Below are 16,909 nucleotides of genomic sequence, written 5' to 3'. Positions count from 1 at the left end.
AAGACAGAGCACAAAGGCTCCGTCTTAGCGATTACTGTACAAGCGGTTCTGGTACTTCGATCGGCTTCAGTGAACGATCGAGCAGCTCGACGACGTCGAACGTTCCGACCGTCTCATCGACTTCTTTCGCTTTCGTACCGTCCGAGAGCATCGTCAAGCAGTATGGACATGCCGAACCGATGACCGTCGGCTTCGTCTCGAGCAACTGCTCGGTCCGAGCGACGTTGACACGCGTCCCGACTTTCTCTTCTTGCCACATGAGTCCACCACCGGCTCCGCAACACATGCCGTTCTCGCGGTTACGTTCTGCTTCGACGAGCTCGACACCTGGAATCCGTTCGAGGACGAAACGCGGTGCGTCATAGACATTGTTATAGCGCCCGAGATAGCACGAGTCGTGGTAGACGACGCGTTCGTTCACGGCCCGGTCCGGTTTGACCCGTCCCGTATCGAGCAGTTCGGCGAGCAGCTCGGTATGATGGTACACTTTCACACCAGTCAGCCCGAAATCCGGATACTCGTTTTTGAACGTGTTGTACGCGTGCGGGTCGACTGTGACGATTTTCGTGACCCCGTACTTCTCGAACAGTTTGATGTTCGCCTCGGCGAGTTCTTGGAACAACAGTTCGTTCCCGATGCGACGCGGCGTGTCACCTGAGTTCTTCTCCTCGTTCCCGAGGATGGCGAACGAGACGCCGGCCTTGTTTAAGACACTCGCAAAACTTTGGGCGACTTTTTGGCTACGGCTGTCATAAGAGCCCATCGCCCCGACCCAGAAGAGAAATTCGAACTCTTCCCCAACTTTCTTCTTCTCTTTGGCCGTCGGGATGACGAGCTCTTCCCGGTCGTTGCGCCAGTTCTCGCGCTCTTTCCGGTTCATGCCCCACGGGTTGCCTTGGCGCTCGATGTTCGCGACCGTGCGCTGCGCCTCAGGGTCCATCTTGCCTTCCATCATGACGAGGTAACGGCGAAGATCGATGATCTTATCGACGTGCTCGTTCATGACCGGACATTGGTCTTCACAGTTCCGGCACGTCGTGCACGCCCAAATCTCTTCTTCCGTGATGACGTTGCCGATCAACTCATCGGCGACGAGCATGTGCCCGTTCTGGGCCGCGGCCGCGATCTCCGCACCTTGCGTGTTCTGGAACATGAGGGCCGGTGCCCACGGTGATTTCCGTGTGATGGCCGCACCTTTCATGTTCATATGGTCACGCAGCTTGACGATGAGATCCATCGGCGACAGCATCTTGCCGGTACCGGTCGCCGGACAGACGTTCGTACAGCGCCCACACTCGACACAAGCGTATAAGTCGACGAGTTGCTTCTGGTTGAAGTCCTCGATTTTGTTGACACCGAAGACGACTTCTTCGTCCGACTCTTCCGCGTCTTCCATCGCCGAGAAATCGACCGGCGCGAGACGGCCGACTTTGTGCGTCCGGCCGAGCCAGACGTTTAACGTGCCGGCGATCAAGTGGGCGTGCTTGCCTTGCGGGATGTAGATCATGAAGCTGAGCAAGAACATGAGGTGTAGCCACCAGAAGACGACGAACAAGGCGAAAGCGACGCCCCCAGGTACCCAAGCGAACGCTGAACCGATCAGTGTCGCGACCGGTTCGCCCCACATCGGCAGCTCTTCTTTATAGACGAGATAGAACCCGTTGCCGAACAAGACCGATACCATGAGCCCGCCGATGAAGATGAGGGCGAGGCCGGCCATAAAGTTCCGCTTCAAGCGCACGAGTTTCTCGACGTAACGGCGGTAGAATCCCCAAACGACCGCGACGAGAATCATGAGCATGACGATTTCTTGCATGAACGTGAAGATCGGATAGACCGGTCCGAGCGGCACATGCGGGAAGCGTGTCCCGACGGCGAGCCCTTTCCAGATGAAGTCGATGGCCCCGAACTGGACGAGGATGAACCCATAGAACATCATGACGTGGATGATCCCGCTCTTCTTATCCTTCAGTAGTTTCTTTTGACCGAACACGTTGATCATGACTTGTTCGAGCCGTTCCTTATTCGTTTGGCTCCATTCTGCCTTCTTCCCAAGCTTGATGAACGTATAACGCTGATAGACGAGCGTCGCGAACAAATACAGTCCATAGCCAAGAACGAGCAAGAATAGAATCCAGTTGACGATTAAAAATGTCGACATCCCCAAAACTCCCCCTTATGAAAACGGATTCAATCTTGAGTTCAGTATAACAAAAAGTGAATGAACAGTCATTCATTTTCTTGTTGGAATCAAAAGTCGAGCACATGTTTCAAGAACAACAAGATGCCGCCGTAGCCGAAAACGGCGAGCACGAACGTCCGGAAATGGAGGTTGCGGTCGGCCGGCAGCTCGAACTTGACGATATTGAGGATCATCGCCCCGGCGACGAACGCAAACAGGAGCGCCTCGACGTGCGTCGCGAGATCGATGAAACGGGCGAACAAGCCGCCAACGAGAATCCCGCCGCTCAAAAAATAACGGCCTTGTGCCAAATAACGTTCCCCGTAGTGACGGTACAAGTCGTGACCGACAGCGAGGAAATGGACACCGAGCGCCGTCGCATAAAAACTACGTGCCACAAACGTGACCGACGTCGCCGTGACGACGTAAGCCGAGAACGACATGTACGCCGTCAGAAGCGTCACTTGAAGCCAATACGACACGTTCCGGTCAATCGTCTCGTCTTGAAAGTACGGTGTCCGCACGAACCGCATCGTCCCGTAGAAGACGGTGAAGCCGAGCAGGCTGACGACGTATATTTCTGAAGGTAAAGCAAGGTCGAGCCAGTCGACCCGGAGCGTATCTTGGCGCTTATTGAGCGACGGCAGTAAATACATGAAAAAATACGTGATGGCGATCCCGCTCGAAAATGAGAACCATTTCTTAGACGGTATCCGGTCGCGTGGAAACAAATAAATCCCAAAGAAATTGATGAGCACTAAATACACGACAATCCAGTTCGCCATCCCATGTCACCCTTTCAGTTCAATCCAAAACCGCTCGACGACGTTTCCATCTTCTTCGGTATACGGTGTGTCGGCGACACCCCCATTGTTCAAAATGACTTGGCGAGAGGCGACGTTCTCTCGGTCACACGTGATGAGCGCCCGCTCAATCCCAAGTTCTTTCACCTTCTCGAGCGCGAGACGCAGCTGTTCCGTCGCCAAACCGCGTCCGCGCGCACTCGGCTTGATGCCATAACCGATATGTCCCCCGAAGTTCAACAGGTGGGCGTTTAACTCATGGCGAATATTCGCCGCCCCGAGCAACTCATCCCCGTCCGTCAACCAATACGTCGTGCTCGGCACCCAACCGTCCTCAATCTTTTCACGGTCTTCCGCTTCGAGGAGTCGTTTGACGTAGGCGTCAAAATCGCTCGTATCTTTATTAATCGTCGTCGGGACGATGTTGCTTCCGTCCTCTTTCCATTCGCTTAACAGGGCAAGAACTTGATCTTGCTGTTCGACTGACGTCTTCACGAGCCGTAACATAGCATTTCCCCCCTAATCATATGTATGAAAAAGACCGCAATGCGGCCTTAGTCTTCGAGTCCTAATCGTTTTGGCATCACGGGTGCGAGTTGTCTCGCTTCGTCTAAGCGACCGGCTTCGACGAGCGTGTGGAACCGTAAAAATTCCTCATGCTCAGCGTCACCGATTGCCGCCAAGTAGTCGATATAGCGATCGTACACCGATTTATCTTCCGGTCGCGCCTCGATCAACGCGATATAGAGTCGGACCGTGTCTTCTCCGTACAAGAGCGGGAACTCGTCGTTCAATTGGAGCAACTTGTCGACCGCATCCATATCGACGCCGGTCTCACTATCATAATGACCGATGACTTGTTCGGCATGGTCTTCGAGGCGGCCTCGCCATTCCTCATACTCTTCCTCGTTCGTCTCGAGCATCTCGAACCAATCCTCGTTCAACATCTCTTCAATCTTTTTCACACGTTCTGCAAAATTCATCTCGTTTCTCCTCCTTCAAACGTCCAAGCGACGTCGACTTCGTAGTCGCCCGCCAAGTCGTCATTCATCGCCAACTCGTAATGGAAACGGCAACGGCCGTCCCGGACATCGAGCCGCACCGTCGTCGTCGCCATCGTCATCGACATATATGGATTTTTGTATAGGCTTTGTGTCAGCCGTCCTTCAATGAAGGAATGGTTCATCTCGATCGGTCCTTTACAGATGAGGGCGAGCCGCCCGGTCGTATATTTCAACGTTGTCGGCACGATGCCATCCTCACGCTCTTGGTCGAACATCAAGATGAAGCCGGTCTTTAATTCATAGTAGAGACCGTCGGCATGGAGCTCGATCGGTTCATCGACCTCACTGACTTTCGTCGTCTGCCGGACACGGACCCGTCGTGGTTCAATTGCCATGGTGATTCCCCTTTCCGCTGTCTCATCGTACCATATCTCCTAAACGGTCCGGAATCGCTAACTTTTTCTTTCCCGGTTCGTGCCAGCTTCACACTACAAAAAAGACAGGGTTTCCCCTGTCTTTTAGTCAGCTCAACTTGTAGACGCGTGCTTCGAACGGCTTCAAGTGGAGGAGCATCGTCTCATCATGCGCGTCGAGCGGCATGTTCCTCAAGACGACGTCGTCTGAACGAAGCATGATATCCGTCGCGAAGATCGCTTCTTTGCCCGTCAAGTTCGAGATGACGAGGTATTGCGTGTCACCGAGCGTCCGTGTGTAGGCGTAAATCTCCGGATGTTCCGGCAAGACGACGTCGTACTTGCCGTAGACGAACGTCTCGTCGTCTTTACGGAGACGGATCATCTCTTTATAGAAGTTGAGGATTGAATCCTCGTCCTCGAGCTGCGCGCCGACGTTGATGTCCGTATAGTTCGGATTGATACCGAACCATGGCTTCTCGGCGAACGTGAAGCCGGCGTTCGCGGCGTCGCTCCATTGCATCGGCGTCCGTGTGTTGTCACGCGACGAGTTCCACGTGATCTCCATCATCTCTTCATGGCTCTTGCCGTGCTCAAGTCCGATATAGTAACGGTTGCGTGTCGCGATGTCATCGTACTGGTCGATCGAATCGAACTTCACGTTCGTCATCCCGATCTCTTGGCCTTGATAGATGAACGGCGTCCCTTGCATGAGGAAATACATCATCGCGATCGATTTGGCGCTCTCTTTCCAGTAACGCTCATCGTCGCCCCATGACGACACGGTCCGTGTCTGGTCGTGGTTTTCGACATACAAGGCGTTCCAGCCGTCTGCCTCGAGTCCTTTTTGCCATTTCGTCAAGACGTTTTTCAAATGGACGACATCTAATTTCGACTCGGCATCTTCACGCCAAAGGCCCATATGCTCGAATTGGAACACCATGTTCATCTTGCCGTCCTTCTCACCGACCCAAAGGTGGGCGTCGTCAGGCGAGACACCGTTCGCTTCACCGACCGTCATGATGTCATGTTTGTTGAACGTCTCGTCGCGAAGTTCTTCCAAGTAGCCGTGGATGCCGTCGACGTTCATATGCATCTCGAACGACGGCACGAAGTCGAGGCCTTCCGGGTTTGGAAGATCGCCGAACGACGGGTGTTTGCGGATATGGCTGATGGCGTCGACGCGGAAGCCGTCGATGCCTTTGTCGAGCCACCAGTTGATCATGTTGTAGATCGTCTGGCGCATCTCAGCGTTCTCCCAGTTGAGGTCCGGCTGTTTCTTCGAGAAGACGTGCAGGAAATACTGTTCGGTCGTCTCGTCGAACTCCCAAGCCGAGCCGCCAAAGATCGACTCCCAGTTGTTCGGCTTCGAACCGTCGGGCTTCCCGTCGCGCCAAATGTACCAGTCACGCTTCGGATTGTCTTTCGAGCTCTTCGATTCGATGAACCACGGGTGCTCATCTGACGTGTGGTTGACGACGAGGTCCAAGAGCAGCTTCATGCCGCGCGCATGGACTTCTTCCAAGAGACGGTCAAAGTCTGCCATCGTCCCGAACTCGTCCATGATGTCCTCGTAGTCGCTAATGTCATAGCCGTTGTCGTCGTTCGGCGATTTGTACATCGGACAAATCCAGATGACGTCGACGCCGAGGTCTTTCAAATAATCGAGTTTGTCGATGATGCCTTGAATGTCCCCGATCCCGTCACCGTTCGCGTCGTAAAAACTGCGTGGGTAGATTTGATAGGCGACGGCTTCTTTCCACCAATTTCGTTGTAAAGTTTTTGTTTGTTGGTCACGTTGTAAAAGTTGCATATCTCAATAAGACTCCCTTGTCTCTAAACTCACTGCGCATCCTATATACTTATCCTATTACCAGTGCTATTTTTTCTTCTTACGGTTAGCGCAATCGTTTGCACGATTACAGTAAGTTTATCTTACCAAAAATCGTTCGCCGACACAAAGAAGTTTTAAATAGCTTACTCACCGTGTACCCTACACGATTTGAAAACTAATTGAAAGCGAGGCGACTCATATGATTCGTTTGGCCACCGTGTCCGACATATCTCCTATCGATAAGCTTATTTTAACGAAAGCAATGGAGTTTAAAGCAGCCGGCAAAACGCAATGGCAAAAATATTTAGAGCCGAGTCGGACCGATACTGTGACGTATGACGTCACGAACGGGACGGTGTACGTATATGAAGAGAACGACACCATCATCGGGGCGGTCAGTTTGATCCCGCCGACGTCGTGGGACGAGAACTTATGGAGTGACGCCGACACAGCCGTCTACGTGCATCGCCTCGTCGTCGACTCACGTCATAAAGGAAAACAGATTGGTACTCAATTGATGCGTCAGGCAATGGCCGGGGCAAAACGGATCCGGCTCGACTGCGTCGCGACGAACGGATTTTTGAACGACTATTATCTTCGCTTCGGCTTCAGCTACGCCGGCGAACGCGACGGTTTTTCCTTATTTGAAAAACAAGCTTGACGTGACGTCACGCTTTACGCTGCATTCAAGAAGGTGAGGCCTATGTAATCGAGTCAACAGCTCGCCAAGCTCGCCGGGACGACGGTTATCCTCTCTATGCGAAACGGGACGTACGATTCTGTTCTACCGGTCGCTCGATGTGATCCAACATTACTGCATCAAAAATAGCTGAAAGGCCAAAGCGAACTCGCTTTGGCCTTTACTCTGCCGTCCGTCGATCATACACGTCCTCTTCGAGCATCGATTCAATTTGACGACGCAAAAGCGGCAGAGCCGTCACAAGTTGAAGATAAGGATACGTCGCAAAGTTATCGGTGCCACCGACATAAAGGACGGACCGGTCGAGTACAGTCCAGCCTCTGTCGCTCCATTGTTCGATTTTCACTTCACAGACGTCAGGCTTAGCGCGAAACGCCCAGTACGCTTCAAGTTGTCCTTTGGCCATCGAAGGGCTGACCGTTAAAATCGGACAATCAAGACGGTGCAGTCGGCTCATGTCGACGGATCCGGTCTCGTGCAAGATCACAAGTTGTGGTTGTAAGCGATCAAGCCACATCATCGTTCGTGCGTCATTCAGTGACGTGACACGCAACAGATGATGCGATGGGATCGGATTGTCGTTCAGCGGATAACGTGCTTGTAACTCTCGGACGCGCTGACGGCTGAATCGGCGCATGAGCGGTGACGTCAATCGAACGTATGATTGACGCATCCACTCGTTGATCGAGTCGGGCCGCACTTCAGCCGGACCGTCTTCTTTGATCACATGGGTCACCCCGAGATTCCGAATCGCCTGGTAAACATAAGTCGAAGTCGGATCCTCGCCGATACATAAGACGATCGGACGCGTCATAAGCCCTCCTCCTTCCCTCTCTTTGAAGCGTCATCGTCTGTCTCGTCTGTAAATTCTGGCCCCATCGCCGAAAGTGCTATGTCAAAAGAACCGAACATCTGTTGGATATCTTTAAGCGCCGGTCCTTTCCCGTCTTTTTTTGCCATATTTCATAACCCCATGGCGAGAGGACGGCCAAATCCTCACTCGCTTCTTTCAACGCCGATAGAATATCTTGTTCCGTGAACGCTTTACGCGTCGACAATCCGATTTCTTCGAGCGCTTGCGTCCAGGACCCGAAGCGCCGAACGACTTTTGTGATACTCGGACGTTGGTTCGCTTTCGCCCATTTCGCATACGTCGTCGAATTGAATGGTTCGATTTCATCGCTCGCATCGAGCAACGCTTGAATGATTTCAATCTTTTGGTCTTTTGCCATCATCCCGAGTAGATCGGCCTCGATCAATGCGACCTTCCAAGACCCAAACTGGATGACAACTTCCGTCAGCGTCGGAGCATCATGGTCGTGCGCCCATTTTCGGTAATCGGCACTACTGATCGAGCCAAGATCCTTCGCTGCCCGGCGAAGCGTTCGCAACATTTCCGACTTCGTGAAACGCGGCATCTGGTTTTCAAACCCGACGAGCCGCAGCACGTTCGTCCACGAACCATACACCTCTAACAGTTCGAGTACGGTCGGTCCGCCGTTCGCTTGTTGCCATTGCTGGTACATATGGATTGTGAGACGACCGTCATCGGCGGCCGTCCTCAACTGGTGAATCACTTGTTTCTCTTCCATGCCGCCTCCCCCTTTTATGTGTGACGACTCATCCCACTTCACGAGCGCTAATTTGCGCAAATAAATTGATTTGCCGTGTCAAAATTTTCGATTCATCGAACCGTTCCTCGACGACTTCGCGACCTCGGCGACCGTATGATTCGATACGATCCGAATGCTCGATGAACAATTCCATCGCCTCCGCGAGTGCTTGCGGTCGGGCCACCGGGACGAGGTATCCTGTCTCTCCGTCGATGACTTCTTCTCGACAGCCGCGGATGTTGGTCGCGATGACCGGAAGACCTGACGCCATCGCCTCTAAAATCGAGCGGGGGAGCCCTTCTCGATAAGACGGTAACAGAAAGATGTCATGACGGTTGAACAAAGACGGGGTGTCTGTGACGTATCCGACGTAATGAACGTTCGGATTGTCGACCAAGTGAGCTTCAACGAGTTTGGCGGTCTCTTGATCCCGCTCATTCGATAGCAACTCTCCGGCAATCGTGAGTGTCGCTCCCGGATGACGCGCAGACACTTCTTGAAACGCCTCGAGTAAATCGAGGATCCCCTTTTCTTTGACGAGGCGACCGACGAACAGAAACTTTAACTGCTTCGGGTCAACTGTTTTTTCAAGCGGTTGGAATCGAGCCAAATCAATCCCGTTCCCGAGATGAAGCAGACGGTCATCGCTTTTAAATTGTCGGGTCTTGGCAAGCGAATAATCTTCCTCACTTTGGAGCAGCAGCCAGTCGGTCGCGAGCGCGGCAAGCGACTTTTCGAGCCAAAACACGAGTTCGTAGGCGACCCGGCTCATCCGTTCATGGAAGTAAAAGCCATGGGCCGTGTACAGAATGTGCGGGGTGCGGGCGATTCGGGCCGCAACCCGTCCGAGCGCGGCCGCAACCGGCGTATGGACATGGATCGCGTCATACTTCTCCCGTCTCAGCAAGGCGACGAGCCCTTGAATCGTCTGCACGTTCCGCTTCGGATGGAATTTACGATCGATCGGCAGCGTATGGATGACCCAACCTTCCGCCCGCAACCGGTCCGTCCGGTCACCGTAGGCACAGGCGACATCGACTTGGTGCCCTTCGGCTTTAAGCGACTCGATGAGCGGACGCAACAGGACGTCAGCGGTCACGTCGACCGCGCAGAATTGAAGGATCTTTAAAGGCGCCATAAGTGGACCTCCTCTGGCTTCGTCGCTCGATTTAAGATGCCTTTCAAATCCATGACGATCCCTCGTCCCATCTTCAACTGACGTTCGGCGATTTTCCACCCGGCACTCACGAATTCATCGTGTGAGACGGCGTAGATGACGACTTCCGCCGGTTTGAGCTCATGGTAGGACTTTACTTGGAGCCCGTATTCTTGTTCGACTTCTTCATGGTGGACGAGCGGGTCGTACACTTGCACCTCAAGGCCGAACTCCTCGATTTCCCGCACGAGTGACGCGACTTTCGAATTACGGATATCACTGACGTTCTCTTTGAACGACATGCCGAGCACGGTGACCCGTGAGCCGAGTACCGGCATGTTTTGACGAATCATCGTTTTAATGAGCGACGTGGCGATGAAGCTACCCATCGTCTCGTTGATGCGCCGTCCGGCTAAAATAACCTCAGGGTGATAGCCGAGCATCTCAGACTTCATCGTCAAATAGAACGGGTCGACCCCGATACAGTGGCCACCGACGAGTCCGGGCCGGAAGTTCAGGAAGTTCCATTTCGTACCGGCCGCTTCTAACACTTCAAGCGTATCGATGTTCATCCGCTCGAAGATGATCGCGAGCTCATTCATCAATGCGATATTCAAATCCCGTTGCGTATTCTCGATCACTTTCGCGGCTTCGGCGACTTTGATTGACGAAGCGCGATGTACACCGGCATCGACGACCGTCTCATATACGGCTGCGACGATATCAAGCGTCTCCTCATCCTCGGCGGCGACGACTTTCTTGATCGTCCGGAACGTATTGACACGGTCCCCTGGATTGATACGCTCTGGCGAATAGCCGACTTTAAAATCAATCCCGGCCCGTAGACCCGACTCTCGTTCGAGTAGCGGGATGCACTCTTCTTCCGTCAGTCCAGGATAAACGGTCGACTCGTAGACGACAATCGCCCCGGGCCGTAGATACTTTCCGACGGTTCGCGTCGCGCTGCAGATCGGACCGAGGTCCGGTTGATTTTGTTCGTTGATCGGCGTCGGTACGGCGATGATGATAAAGTCCGCCTCTTCAAGCTGTGACGCGTCGGTCGTGTACGCGACTGAGGCGATTTCAAGCGATTCCCGCTCGACTTCTCGCGTGCTGTCGAGATGACCGTTCAGTTCGTTGATGCGGGCCTCATTAATATCAAATCCGATGACGTCTCCGACTTCTCCGAGCGCGACCGCGACCGGGAGACCGACGTACCCGAGTCCGACGACGGCGATATGGCGATTGGCAATGGTTCTTCGTGCTGTCCGTGATTCTGAGATGAGTTTGTCCATGTCCATCTGCCTCCAGTTATTGTGAAATTTGATTCATCAACTTTTCGACGACGATGACTTTTCCGTTCGGGCCTCGAGGAATTTGGTTGACCGGCGTCAACGTAATCTCGACGCCGTCTCCGACGAGCTCTTTCAACCCCCGTCGAAGCACTTGTTCATGCGACGAGGTGAAGCGATTTGGGTCTTTGATGTAGCGCATCTCGATGTGATGCAAATCGAACTGCCGAAACTGGACTTGAATGACCGAGTTCGGAAGCTCGCTGACGATCGTCGTCAAATCCCCTTCATAGACTTTGAGTCCTTTTGGCGTGACGATGAAATTAGTTTGCCGTCCCTCGATTGACTCGACATACGTCCCGCCTTGACCGCACGGACAAGTCCCTTCCCCAAACTTCATCCGGTCCCCGATCCGGTAGCGGACGAGCGGTGTGCCGTGGGTCGTAAAGCTCGTGACGAGAATTTCGCCGTCCTCCCCATAAGGCTCGATGACCCCCGTCTCGTGATGAAGATGCATCCGTCCATGACTGCACTCGCTCAAAATCGGTGCCCCTTCGGACGAGGCGTATTGGTCGAACACGGGCGCGTTGAACGCTTCTTCAAGCAACGACCGTCCAAACGCCGTGATCGTCTCTGACGTCGGGAACAAGGCGATCAGTTGGAAGTCGAGTTTGATGTTGTGCGCTTTAATGTATGAGGCCAGTTCAATCATGGCGGACGGGGCGCTATCGAGAACGATTGGTTTGAACCGATTCAGCTCCTCGATATAGTGCGGGATATTCGCCTCGGTCAGATGAAACAACGACAGCAACAGTTGATTCATCGGACGATTATACCGCCAAAACACGGGTGCCGCTTGATCCGGTTCACAAATGACGCGTCCCGTGAAACTGGCTCGTTTCATCCCTTTTTTAAAGCCGTGTTGTTCTTTAAAGTAATCCAAATGGGCCATCCGGATCTGATAATCTTCCGCTGTGAATTTCACTTGGAGCGACGCACCGGTCGTCCCGCCTGTCTTGCCGATAATGTCTGTCTTCACGTGCGAGTAGATTGCCGGGGTCGAGCGGACCGTTTCCTTCTCGAGTATCGGAATCTGTTTCAAATCTTCAATCGAGTCGAGCGGGAGCGATACGCCGGCCTCGTCGAATAACTGACGGTAATAGTCGTTGTTCGCTTCGCAAAATGCTAAAAAGTCATTGAGTCGTCGAAGCTGGTCTGCTCGAACGGCCGCGTCATCCGTCGGACGGTTGCGTAGTGCGACAAGTTCCTGCTCGTACGCTTTTCCGTAACGCTCTTGTGACAACTTCAAGCCGTAAAGTGACGTCATCCAGTTTTGAAGGCGGATCGGCGCCTTAAAATATACGTCCCGCAACGCGAAGATCGCCATAATCGAACTCCCCTTTTGTATGGGTCAGACGTGAAGTCGCTTCACGACCCGAATTTTTCCGTTTGGTTCTTTTTTGATGGCCGGCACATTTTTAAGACGGATTCGCATATTCGGTGTGAACAGTCGTTCCACTTCTTGCTTTAATATCGTCTCATGTTCGTTTTCGAACCGGTCCTCATCTTTGACATATAACATTTCAATCTGGTCGATCTCATGTTGGAGCACTTGGACTTGAAGTACCGAGTTCGGCAGTACGGCGACGGTCGCCGTCAAGTCGCCTTCGAACACTTTATAACCTTCCGGTGTCTCGACGTAATTCATTTGACGGCCATCGATCGACGAGATGACCGTACCCGTCTGGCCGCACGGACACGTCTCATCGCTGAGCGTCATCCGGTCTCCGATCCGATAACGGACGAGCGGCGTGCCGTGGGTCGTGAAGCTCGTGACGAGCACTTCTCCGTCCTCCCCGGCCTCAATGATGCCGCTCTCCGGATGGAGGTGCATCCGTCCATGCTGACATTCGGTGACGAGCGGTGCGCCTTCTGAAGAAGCGTATTGGTCGTATACCGGGGCGTCGAAAACCTCCTCGAGCAACGCGCGTCCCCATGGCGACAACGTTTCGGATGTCGGAAAGATGGCGATTGGCTTGAACGTCAAGCGCATATCCGTGTCTTTTAAATACTTGGCGACTTCGATCATCGCGGACGGCGAACCGTCGAGGGCGTCAGGTTGAAAGTCGTTCAATGATTCGACGTAGGCCGGGATTGTTTTCGGATGAAAGTGAACGACCGAGTAGAGCATCTGTTTCATCGGAGCGTTATAACGCCAATAGACCGGCTCTTCCTGGCCGCGCGGACAAATCATCCGATCGGTGAAACTCGCCCGCTTCATCCCTTTTGTAAAGCCGTGCTGCTCTTTAAAGTAATCCAAGTGGGCCATGCGGGCTTGATAATCTTCGACCGTGAATCGGACTTGGAGTGCCGTCCCGGTCGTTCCACCCGTACACCCGATAATTGGTGCTTTAACGTCCGAGAAAATAGTCGGTTCGGTACGAAGTGTCTCTTTCTCAAGCACTGGAATTTGTTTCAAATCGCTCAGTTGCAGAAGCGGTAGCTCCACGTGATGGCGGTCAAACAAGTCTCGGTAGTAGCTGTTATGCGTCTGACAGAACTTGAGGAACCGATTGAGCTGGTTTAATTGGGTTGTTTGCGGATCGACGAGCCGTTGACTTCGGAGCTTGGTCAACTTTTTATCGTAATAGGGACCGTAACGCTCACGATATAACTTCAACCCGTATAGCGAGATGAGCCAATTTTGGACTGGTAACGAGGAGTTGCTATAGATTTTGTCTTGAAGTGACATCATCACTCGATTCCCTCCTTTAACGCATGGTGATACGCGATATACCAATCGATAAATTCATGCACCCCTTGTTCAATCGGGGTCTGTGGTTGAAAATCAATCGCTTCATACAGTTCCGATGAATCGGCAAAACTTTCCGGCACGTCACCCGGCTGCAGCGGGAGTTCGTTCACGATTGCTCGCTTCCCGAGTTTTTTCTCGATGATCCGAATAAAATCCATCAGCTGGACCGGACTATGATTGCCGACATTGTACACACGGAACGGGACATCACTTCGGTCCGGGAGCGGGTCGTGATAGTCAAACTCTTCGTCAGCGAACGGTTGAACGTCCATCAAGCGGACGATCGACTCAATCACATCGTCGACGTAAGTGAAGTCACGGGCCATTTGCCCATAGTTATAGACGTCGATCGGTTCACCTTTTATAATGGCTTCTGTGAATTTGTACAGCGCCATATCCGGTCTGCCCCATGGTCCATAGACGCTGAAAAATCGTAACCCGGTCGTCTTTAGACCGAACAGATGGCTATACGTGTGGGCCATCAGTTCATTCGCTTTCTTCGAAGCCGCATATAACGAGAGCGGATGATCGACCGGGTGCTGTTCAGAGAACGGCATCTTTTGGTTCGAGCCGTACACGGAGCTTGATGATGCATAAATCAATTGCTCAATCGGGAAGTTCCGGCACGCCTCAAGGATGTTTAAAAATCCGACGATATTCGACTGTATATAAGCGTCCGGATTTTCAAGACTGTAGCGGACACCTGCTTGCGCAGCCAAGTTGACGACGATGTCAGGACTCCGTTTCTCGAACACCCGTGTGACAGCCATTTTGTTCTCGAGCGAGTCCCGATACAGTTTGAAGTTCGGGTGCGTCAAGACATAGAGACGCGCCTCTTTCAAATGAGGATCGTAGTAATCATTCACTTCATCAATGCCGACGACGTGGTGCCCTTCTCGCAACAGCCGGCGCGCCAAATGAAAGCCGATGAACCCGGCGACACCTGTGACGAGCACAGTCTTTTTCATAACGTCTTCCTCCTTTGAGTTGGGTCGCTCGAGCGAATTCGAACAGGCTCGATCTGAGGCGCGAACATATCTGCCATCACTTCTTCCGGGATTTCGCTATTGGCGACGAACAAGAGGAAGGACGTCAATGCGCTTTGTTGGTCAAGCAGATGTTCAATCGTACGTAAAATTGGTTCGACCGATTTGAACGATCGCGTACAGCCGACAAAAATTTTATCGTACACTTGATTTTCGCTGCGTTCGCTCGTGGCAAGCAGCTCCTCATACAACTTCTCGCCCGGCCGGATTCCGCTGTATTCAATCGGAATTTGCTCAAGCGTGAAGCCGCTGAGCGTGATCATCCGTCGGGCCAAGTCGACGATTTTGACCGGCTGTCCCATATCAAGGACGAACACCTCACCGCCATTCGCGCGAACACTTGCTTGAACGACGAGCCGACTCGCCTCGGGGATGGTCATAAAGTAACGCGTCATCTCGGGATGTGTCACCGTGATCGGACCACCACGTTCAATCTGTTCTTTGAACAACGGGACGACCGAGCCGCGACTGCCGAGGACGTTACCGAACCGAACGACCGAGAACGTCGTCGCACTATGACGCGCTTGTTGCTGCACAATCATCTCGGCGACCCGTTTCGTCGCGCCCATCACGTTCGTCGGATTGACCGCCTTGTCTGTCGAAATCATGACGAAACGTTCGACGTTAAACAAATCAGCGACTTCGACCATATTTTTCGTACCATAGATGTTGTTCTTCACAGCCTCTTTCGGGTTCCCTTCCATGAGCGGGACGTGTTTATGGGCCGCCGCGTGATAGACGATCTCAGGCTCGAACTGTTCGAATACTTCCATCAACCGCGCCCGGTCTTGGACGTCCCCAATGATCGGACAAATCTCCGTTTCCGTTTGTAAGTCTTTAAGTTCGCGGTCAATCGAATAAATGCTGTTCTCGCCATGTCCGAACAAGACGAGACGTCCCGGTTCGAATTTGATTAACTGCCGGCATAGCTCAGATCCAATCGAACCGCCAGCACCTGAAATTAAAATGGTCGTGCCTTTTAGCTTATGTGAGATCTCGGATACGTTGAGTTGGACCGGCTCTCGTCCGAGCAAGTCCTCAATCGCCACTTCCCTGATCTCATTCATCGATACTTTTCCGGAAGCAAGCTCTGAGAGCATCGGCAACGCATGTGATTCGACGCCTGTCTTCTCGATTCGCTTGAGCAGTTGCAGCCGCTTGCTGTAAGGCAGGGACGGAATCGCGAGAACAACGACTTCAATTCCGAGCTCTTCAATTTTTCGCTCGAGCGCATCAATCGGGCCAATGACCGGTGTCCCGTGGATATAGAGCCGTTGCAGGAACGGATTGTCGTCTAAAATACCGACAACGTTTAACACGCTCGTCCGATGTTCTTTCAACTCTTTCGTGATCTTTTGTCCTGAGTCCCCACCGCCGATGATGAGTGCCGCTTTCCCGCTCGGCGGAGCGTTCCGGAAGCGGAAGAAAGAGCGGGTTCTCGCCACGATCCGGATGAACAGCATCCCGTTGAACGCGAGCAGGCTCTGGACGAACAGCGCTTGATACGATACATTCTTTAACACGACGAGGGCACCACCGAGGACAAGTAAATCACTCGTGAGCAACACGAGGGCGAGCAATTGTAGCTCACGCATCGAACCGTACCGCCAGTCAATCCGATAAACGCGTGTCAGCCACCCGAGGACGAGCAGAGCTGTACTCTTCAGCGCTAAAATCGTCATCAACTTCGTCGTGTCGTCGGAGACGGTCGTGTCATGAGCGAACAACAGTTTGAACGTGAGAAAGATGGCCGCCGCCGCGATCGTCACGTCGAGCATCATAAGCATCGTGTTTTTTCGGTCCATCGGATAATGATTGAATCGAATAGTCATCCTGTCACCACCTTTAAAGATTGCCGAATGTAACCGGGTTATTCGCTGATGCTAGATTAGTACCCGTTCGAGATTCACAATCTGAAAGAAAACCATAGCTTTTTCATAGCAACGAAATTTAGCCATCAAACAGTTTTACGAATGTATGATGGCCATTTCTTTTTGTTTGTGAATATTTCCGCACTAAATGGGTAATATTGAAAGTATATGAGTCGTGAA

At 52.7% G+C, this 16,909-nt stretch carries 15 protein-coding genes; 1 reads left to right on the top strand and 14 read right to left on the bottom strand.

Annotation, left to right across the window (positions count from 1 at the left end; genetic code table 11):
- Positions 1–31: 31 nt before the first annotated feature.
- The 6 genes from EVJ30_RS06910 to EVJ30_RS06885 all read right to left on the bottom strand — a co-directional run bounded on the left by EVJ30_RS06910 (position 32) and on the right by EVJ30_RS06885 (position 6,215).
- Positions 32–2,161 (bottom strand): (Fe-S)-binding protein, encoded by a 2,130-nt coding sequence (locus EVJ30_RS06910; RefSeq protein ID WP_131457740.1) that lies wholly within the window; start codon positions 2,159–2,161, stop codon positions 32–34.
- A gap of 89 nt (positions 2,162–2,250) precedes the next feature.
- Positions 2,251–2,967, bottom strand: coding sequence for a hypothetical protein (locus EVJ30_RS06905; RefSeq protein WP_131457741.1), 717 nt, complete (start codon positions 2,965–2,967; stop codon positions 2,251–2,253).
- A gap of 6 nt (positions 2,968–2,973) precedes the next feature.
- On the bottom strand, positions 2,974–3,492 hold the full coding sequence (locus EVJ30_RS06900; protein WP_131457742.1) for a GNAT family N-acetyltransferase: 519 nt from the start codon (positions 3,490–3,492) through the stop codon (positions 2,974–2,976).
- A gap of 47 nt (positions 3,493–3,539) precedes the next feature.
- Positions 3,540–3,968 carry a hypothetical protein gene (locus EVJ30_RS06895; protein ID WP_131457743.1) on the bottom strand — a complete coding sequence of 143 codons (429 nt, stop codon included), beginning with the start codon at positions 3,966–3,968 and terminating at the stop codon, positions 3,540–3,542.
- On the bottom strand, positions 3,965–4,384 hold the full coding sequence (locus EVJ30_RS06890) for a YwiB family protein (protein ID WP_131439225.1): 420 nt from the start codon (positions 4,382–4,384) through the stop codon (positions 3,965–3,967). Before EVJ30_RS06890 ends, EVJ30_RS06895 begins: the two co-directional genes overlap by 4 nt.
- A gap of 127 nt (positions 4,385–4,511) precedes the next feature.
- Entirely contained in the window at positions 4,512–6,215 is a 1,704-nt protein-coding gene (locus EVJ30_RS06885; RefSeq protein ID WP_131468491.1) for a glycoside hydrolase family 13 protein, read from the bottom strand.
- 220 nt (positions 6,216–6,435) lie between these two features.
- On the opposite strand from EVJ30_RS06885, the gene EVJ30_RS06880 reads away from it, so the two are divergent.
- Positions 6,436–6,897, top strand: a complete 462-nt coding sequence (locus tag EVJ30_RS06880; protein WP_236636024.1) for a GNAT family N-acetyltransferase — start codon at positions 6,436–6,438, stop codon at positions 6,895–6,897.
- Positions 6,898–7,096: 199 nt separating this feature from the next.
- Here EVJ30_RS06880 and EVJ30_RS06875 read toward each other — a convergent pair whose 3' ends face one another.
- The 8 genes from EVJ30_RS06875 to EVJ30_RS06840 form a co-directional block, all read right to left on the bottom strand.
- Positions 7,097–7,750 carry a hypothetical protein gene (locus EVJ30_RS06875; RefSeq protein WP_131468489.1) on the bottom strand — a complete coding sequence of 218 codons (654 nt, stop codon included), beginning with the start codon at positions 7,748–7,750 and terminating at the stop codon, positions 7,097–7,099.
- Positions 7,751–7,826: 76 nt separating this feature from the next.
- Positions 7,827–8,528 (bottom strand): hypothetical protein, encoded by a 702-nt coding sequence (locus tag EVJ30_RS06870; protein ID WP_131457746.1) that lies wholly within the window; start codon positions 8,526–8,528, stop codon positions 7,827–7,829.
- Between the two features lie 28 nt (positions 8,529–8,556).
- A complete protein-coding gene (locus tag EVJ30_RS06865) occupies positions 8,557–9,687 on the bottom strand; it encodes a glycosyltransferase family 4 protein (RefSeq protein WP_131457747.1) in 1,131 nt (376 codons plus the stop codon).
- A complete protein-coding gene (locus EVJ30_RS06860) occupies positions 9,675–11,006 on the bottom strand; it encodes a nucleotide sugar dehydrogenase (RefSeq protein WP_131457748.1) in 1,332 nt (443 codons plus the stop codon). The genes EVJ30_RS06865 and EVJ30_RS06860 overlap by 13 nt, the downstream gene beginning before the upstream one ends.
- A 10-nt stretch (positions 11,007–11,016) precedes the next feature.
- Entirely contained in the window at positions 11,017–12,384 is a 1,368-nt protein-coding gene (locus EVJ30_RS06855) for a phenylacetate--CoA ligase family protein (protein WP_131457749.1), read from the bottom strand.
- 24 nt (positions 12,385–12,408) lie between these two features.
- The gene (locus EVJ30_RS06850; RefSeq protein WP_131457769.1) at positions 12,409–13,752 is read right to left on the bottom strand and encodes a phenylacetate--CoA ligase family protein; all 1,344 of its coding nucleotides are present in this window, start codon (positions 13,750–13,752) and stop codon (positions 12,409–12,411) included.
- Positions 13,752–14,780: an NAD-dependent epimerase gene (locus EVJ30_RS06845; RefSeq protein ID WP_131457750.1), complete on the bottom strand. Its 1,029-nt coding sequence runs from the start codon at positions 14,778–14,780 to the stop codon at positions 13,752–13,754. The genes EVJ30_RS06850 and EVJ30_RS06845 overlap by 1 nt, the downstream gene beginning before the upstream one ends.
- On the bottom strand, positions 14,777–16,690 hold the full coding sequence (locus EVJ30_RS06840; protein ID WP_131457751.1) for a polysaccharide biosynthesis protein: 1,914 nt from the start codon (positions 16,688–16,690) through the stop codon (positions 14,777–14,779). Before EVJ30_RS06840 ends, EVJ30_RS06845 begins: the two co-directional genes overlap by 4 nt.
- Positions 16,691–16,909 lie beyond the last annotated feature (219 nt).

Source organism: Exiguobacterium sp. SH5S13, from assembly GCF_004337085.1.
Classification (GTDB): domain Bacteria; phylum Bacillota; class Bacilli; order Exiguobacteriales; family Exiguobacteriaceae; genus Exiguobacterium; species Exiguobacterium aurantiacum_A.
The sequence above is the reverse complement of the archived record's forward strand: the minus strand, read 5'-3'. Positions and strand labels throughout refer to the sequence as shown.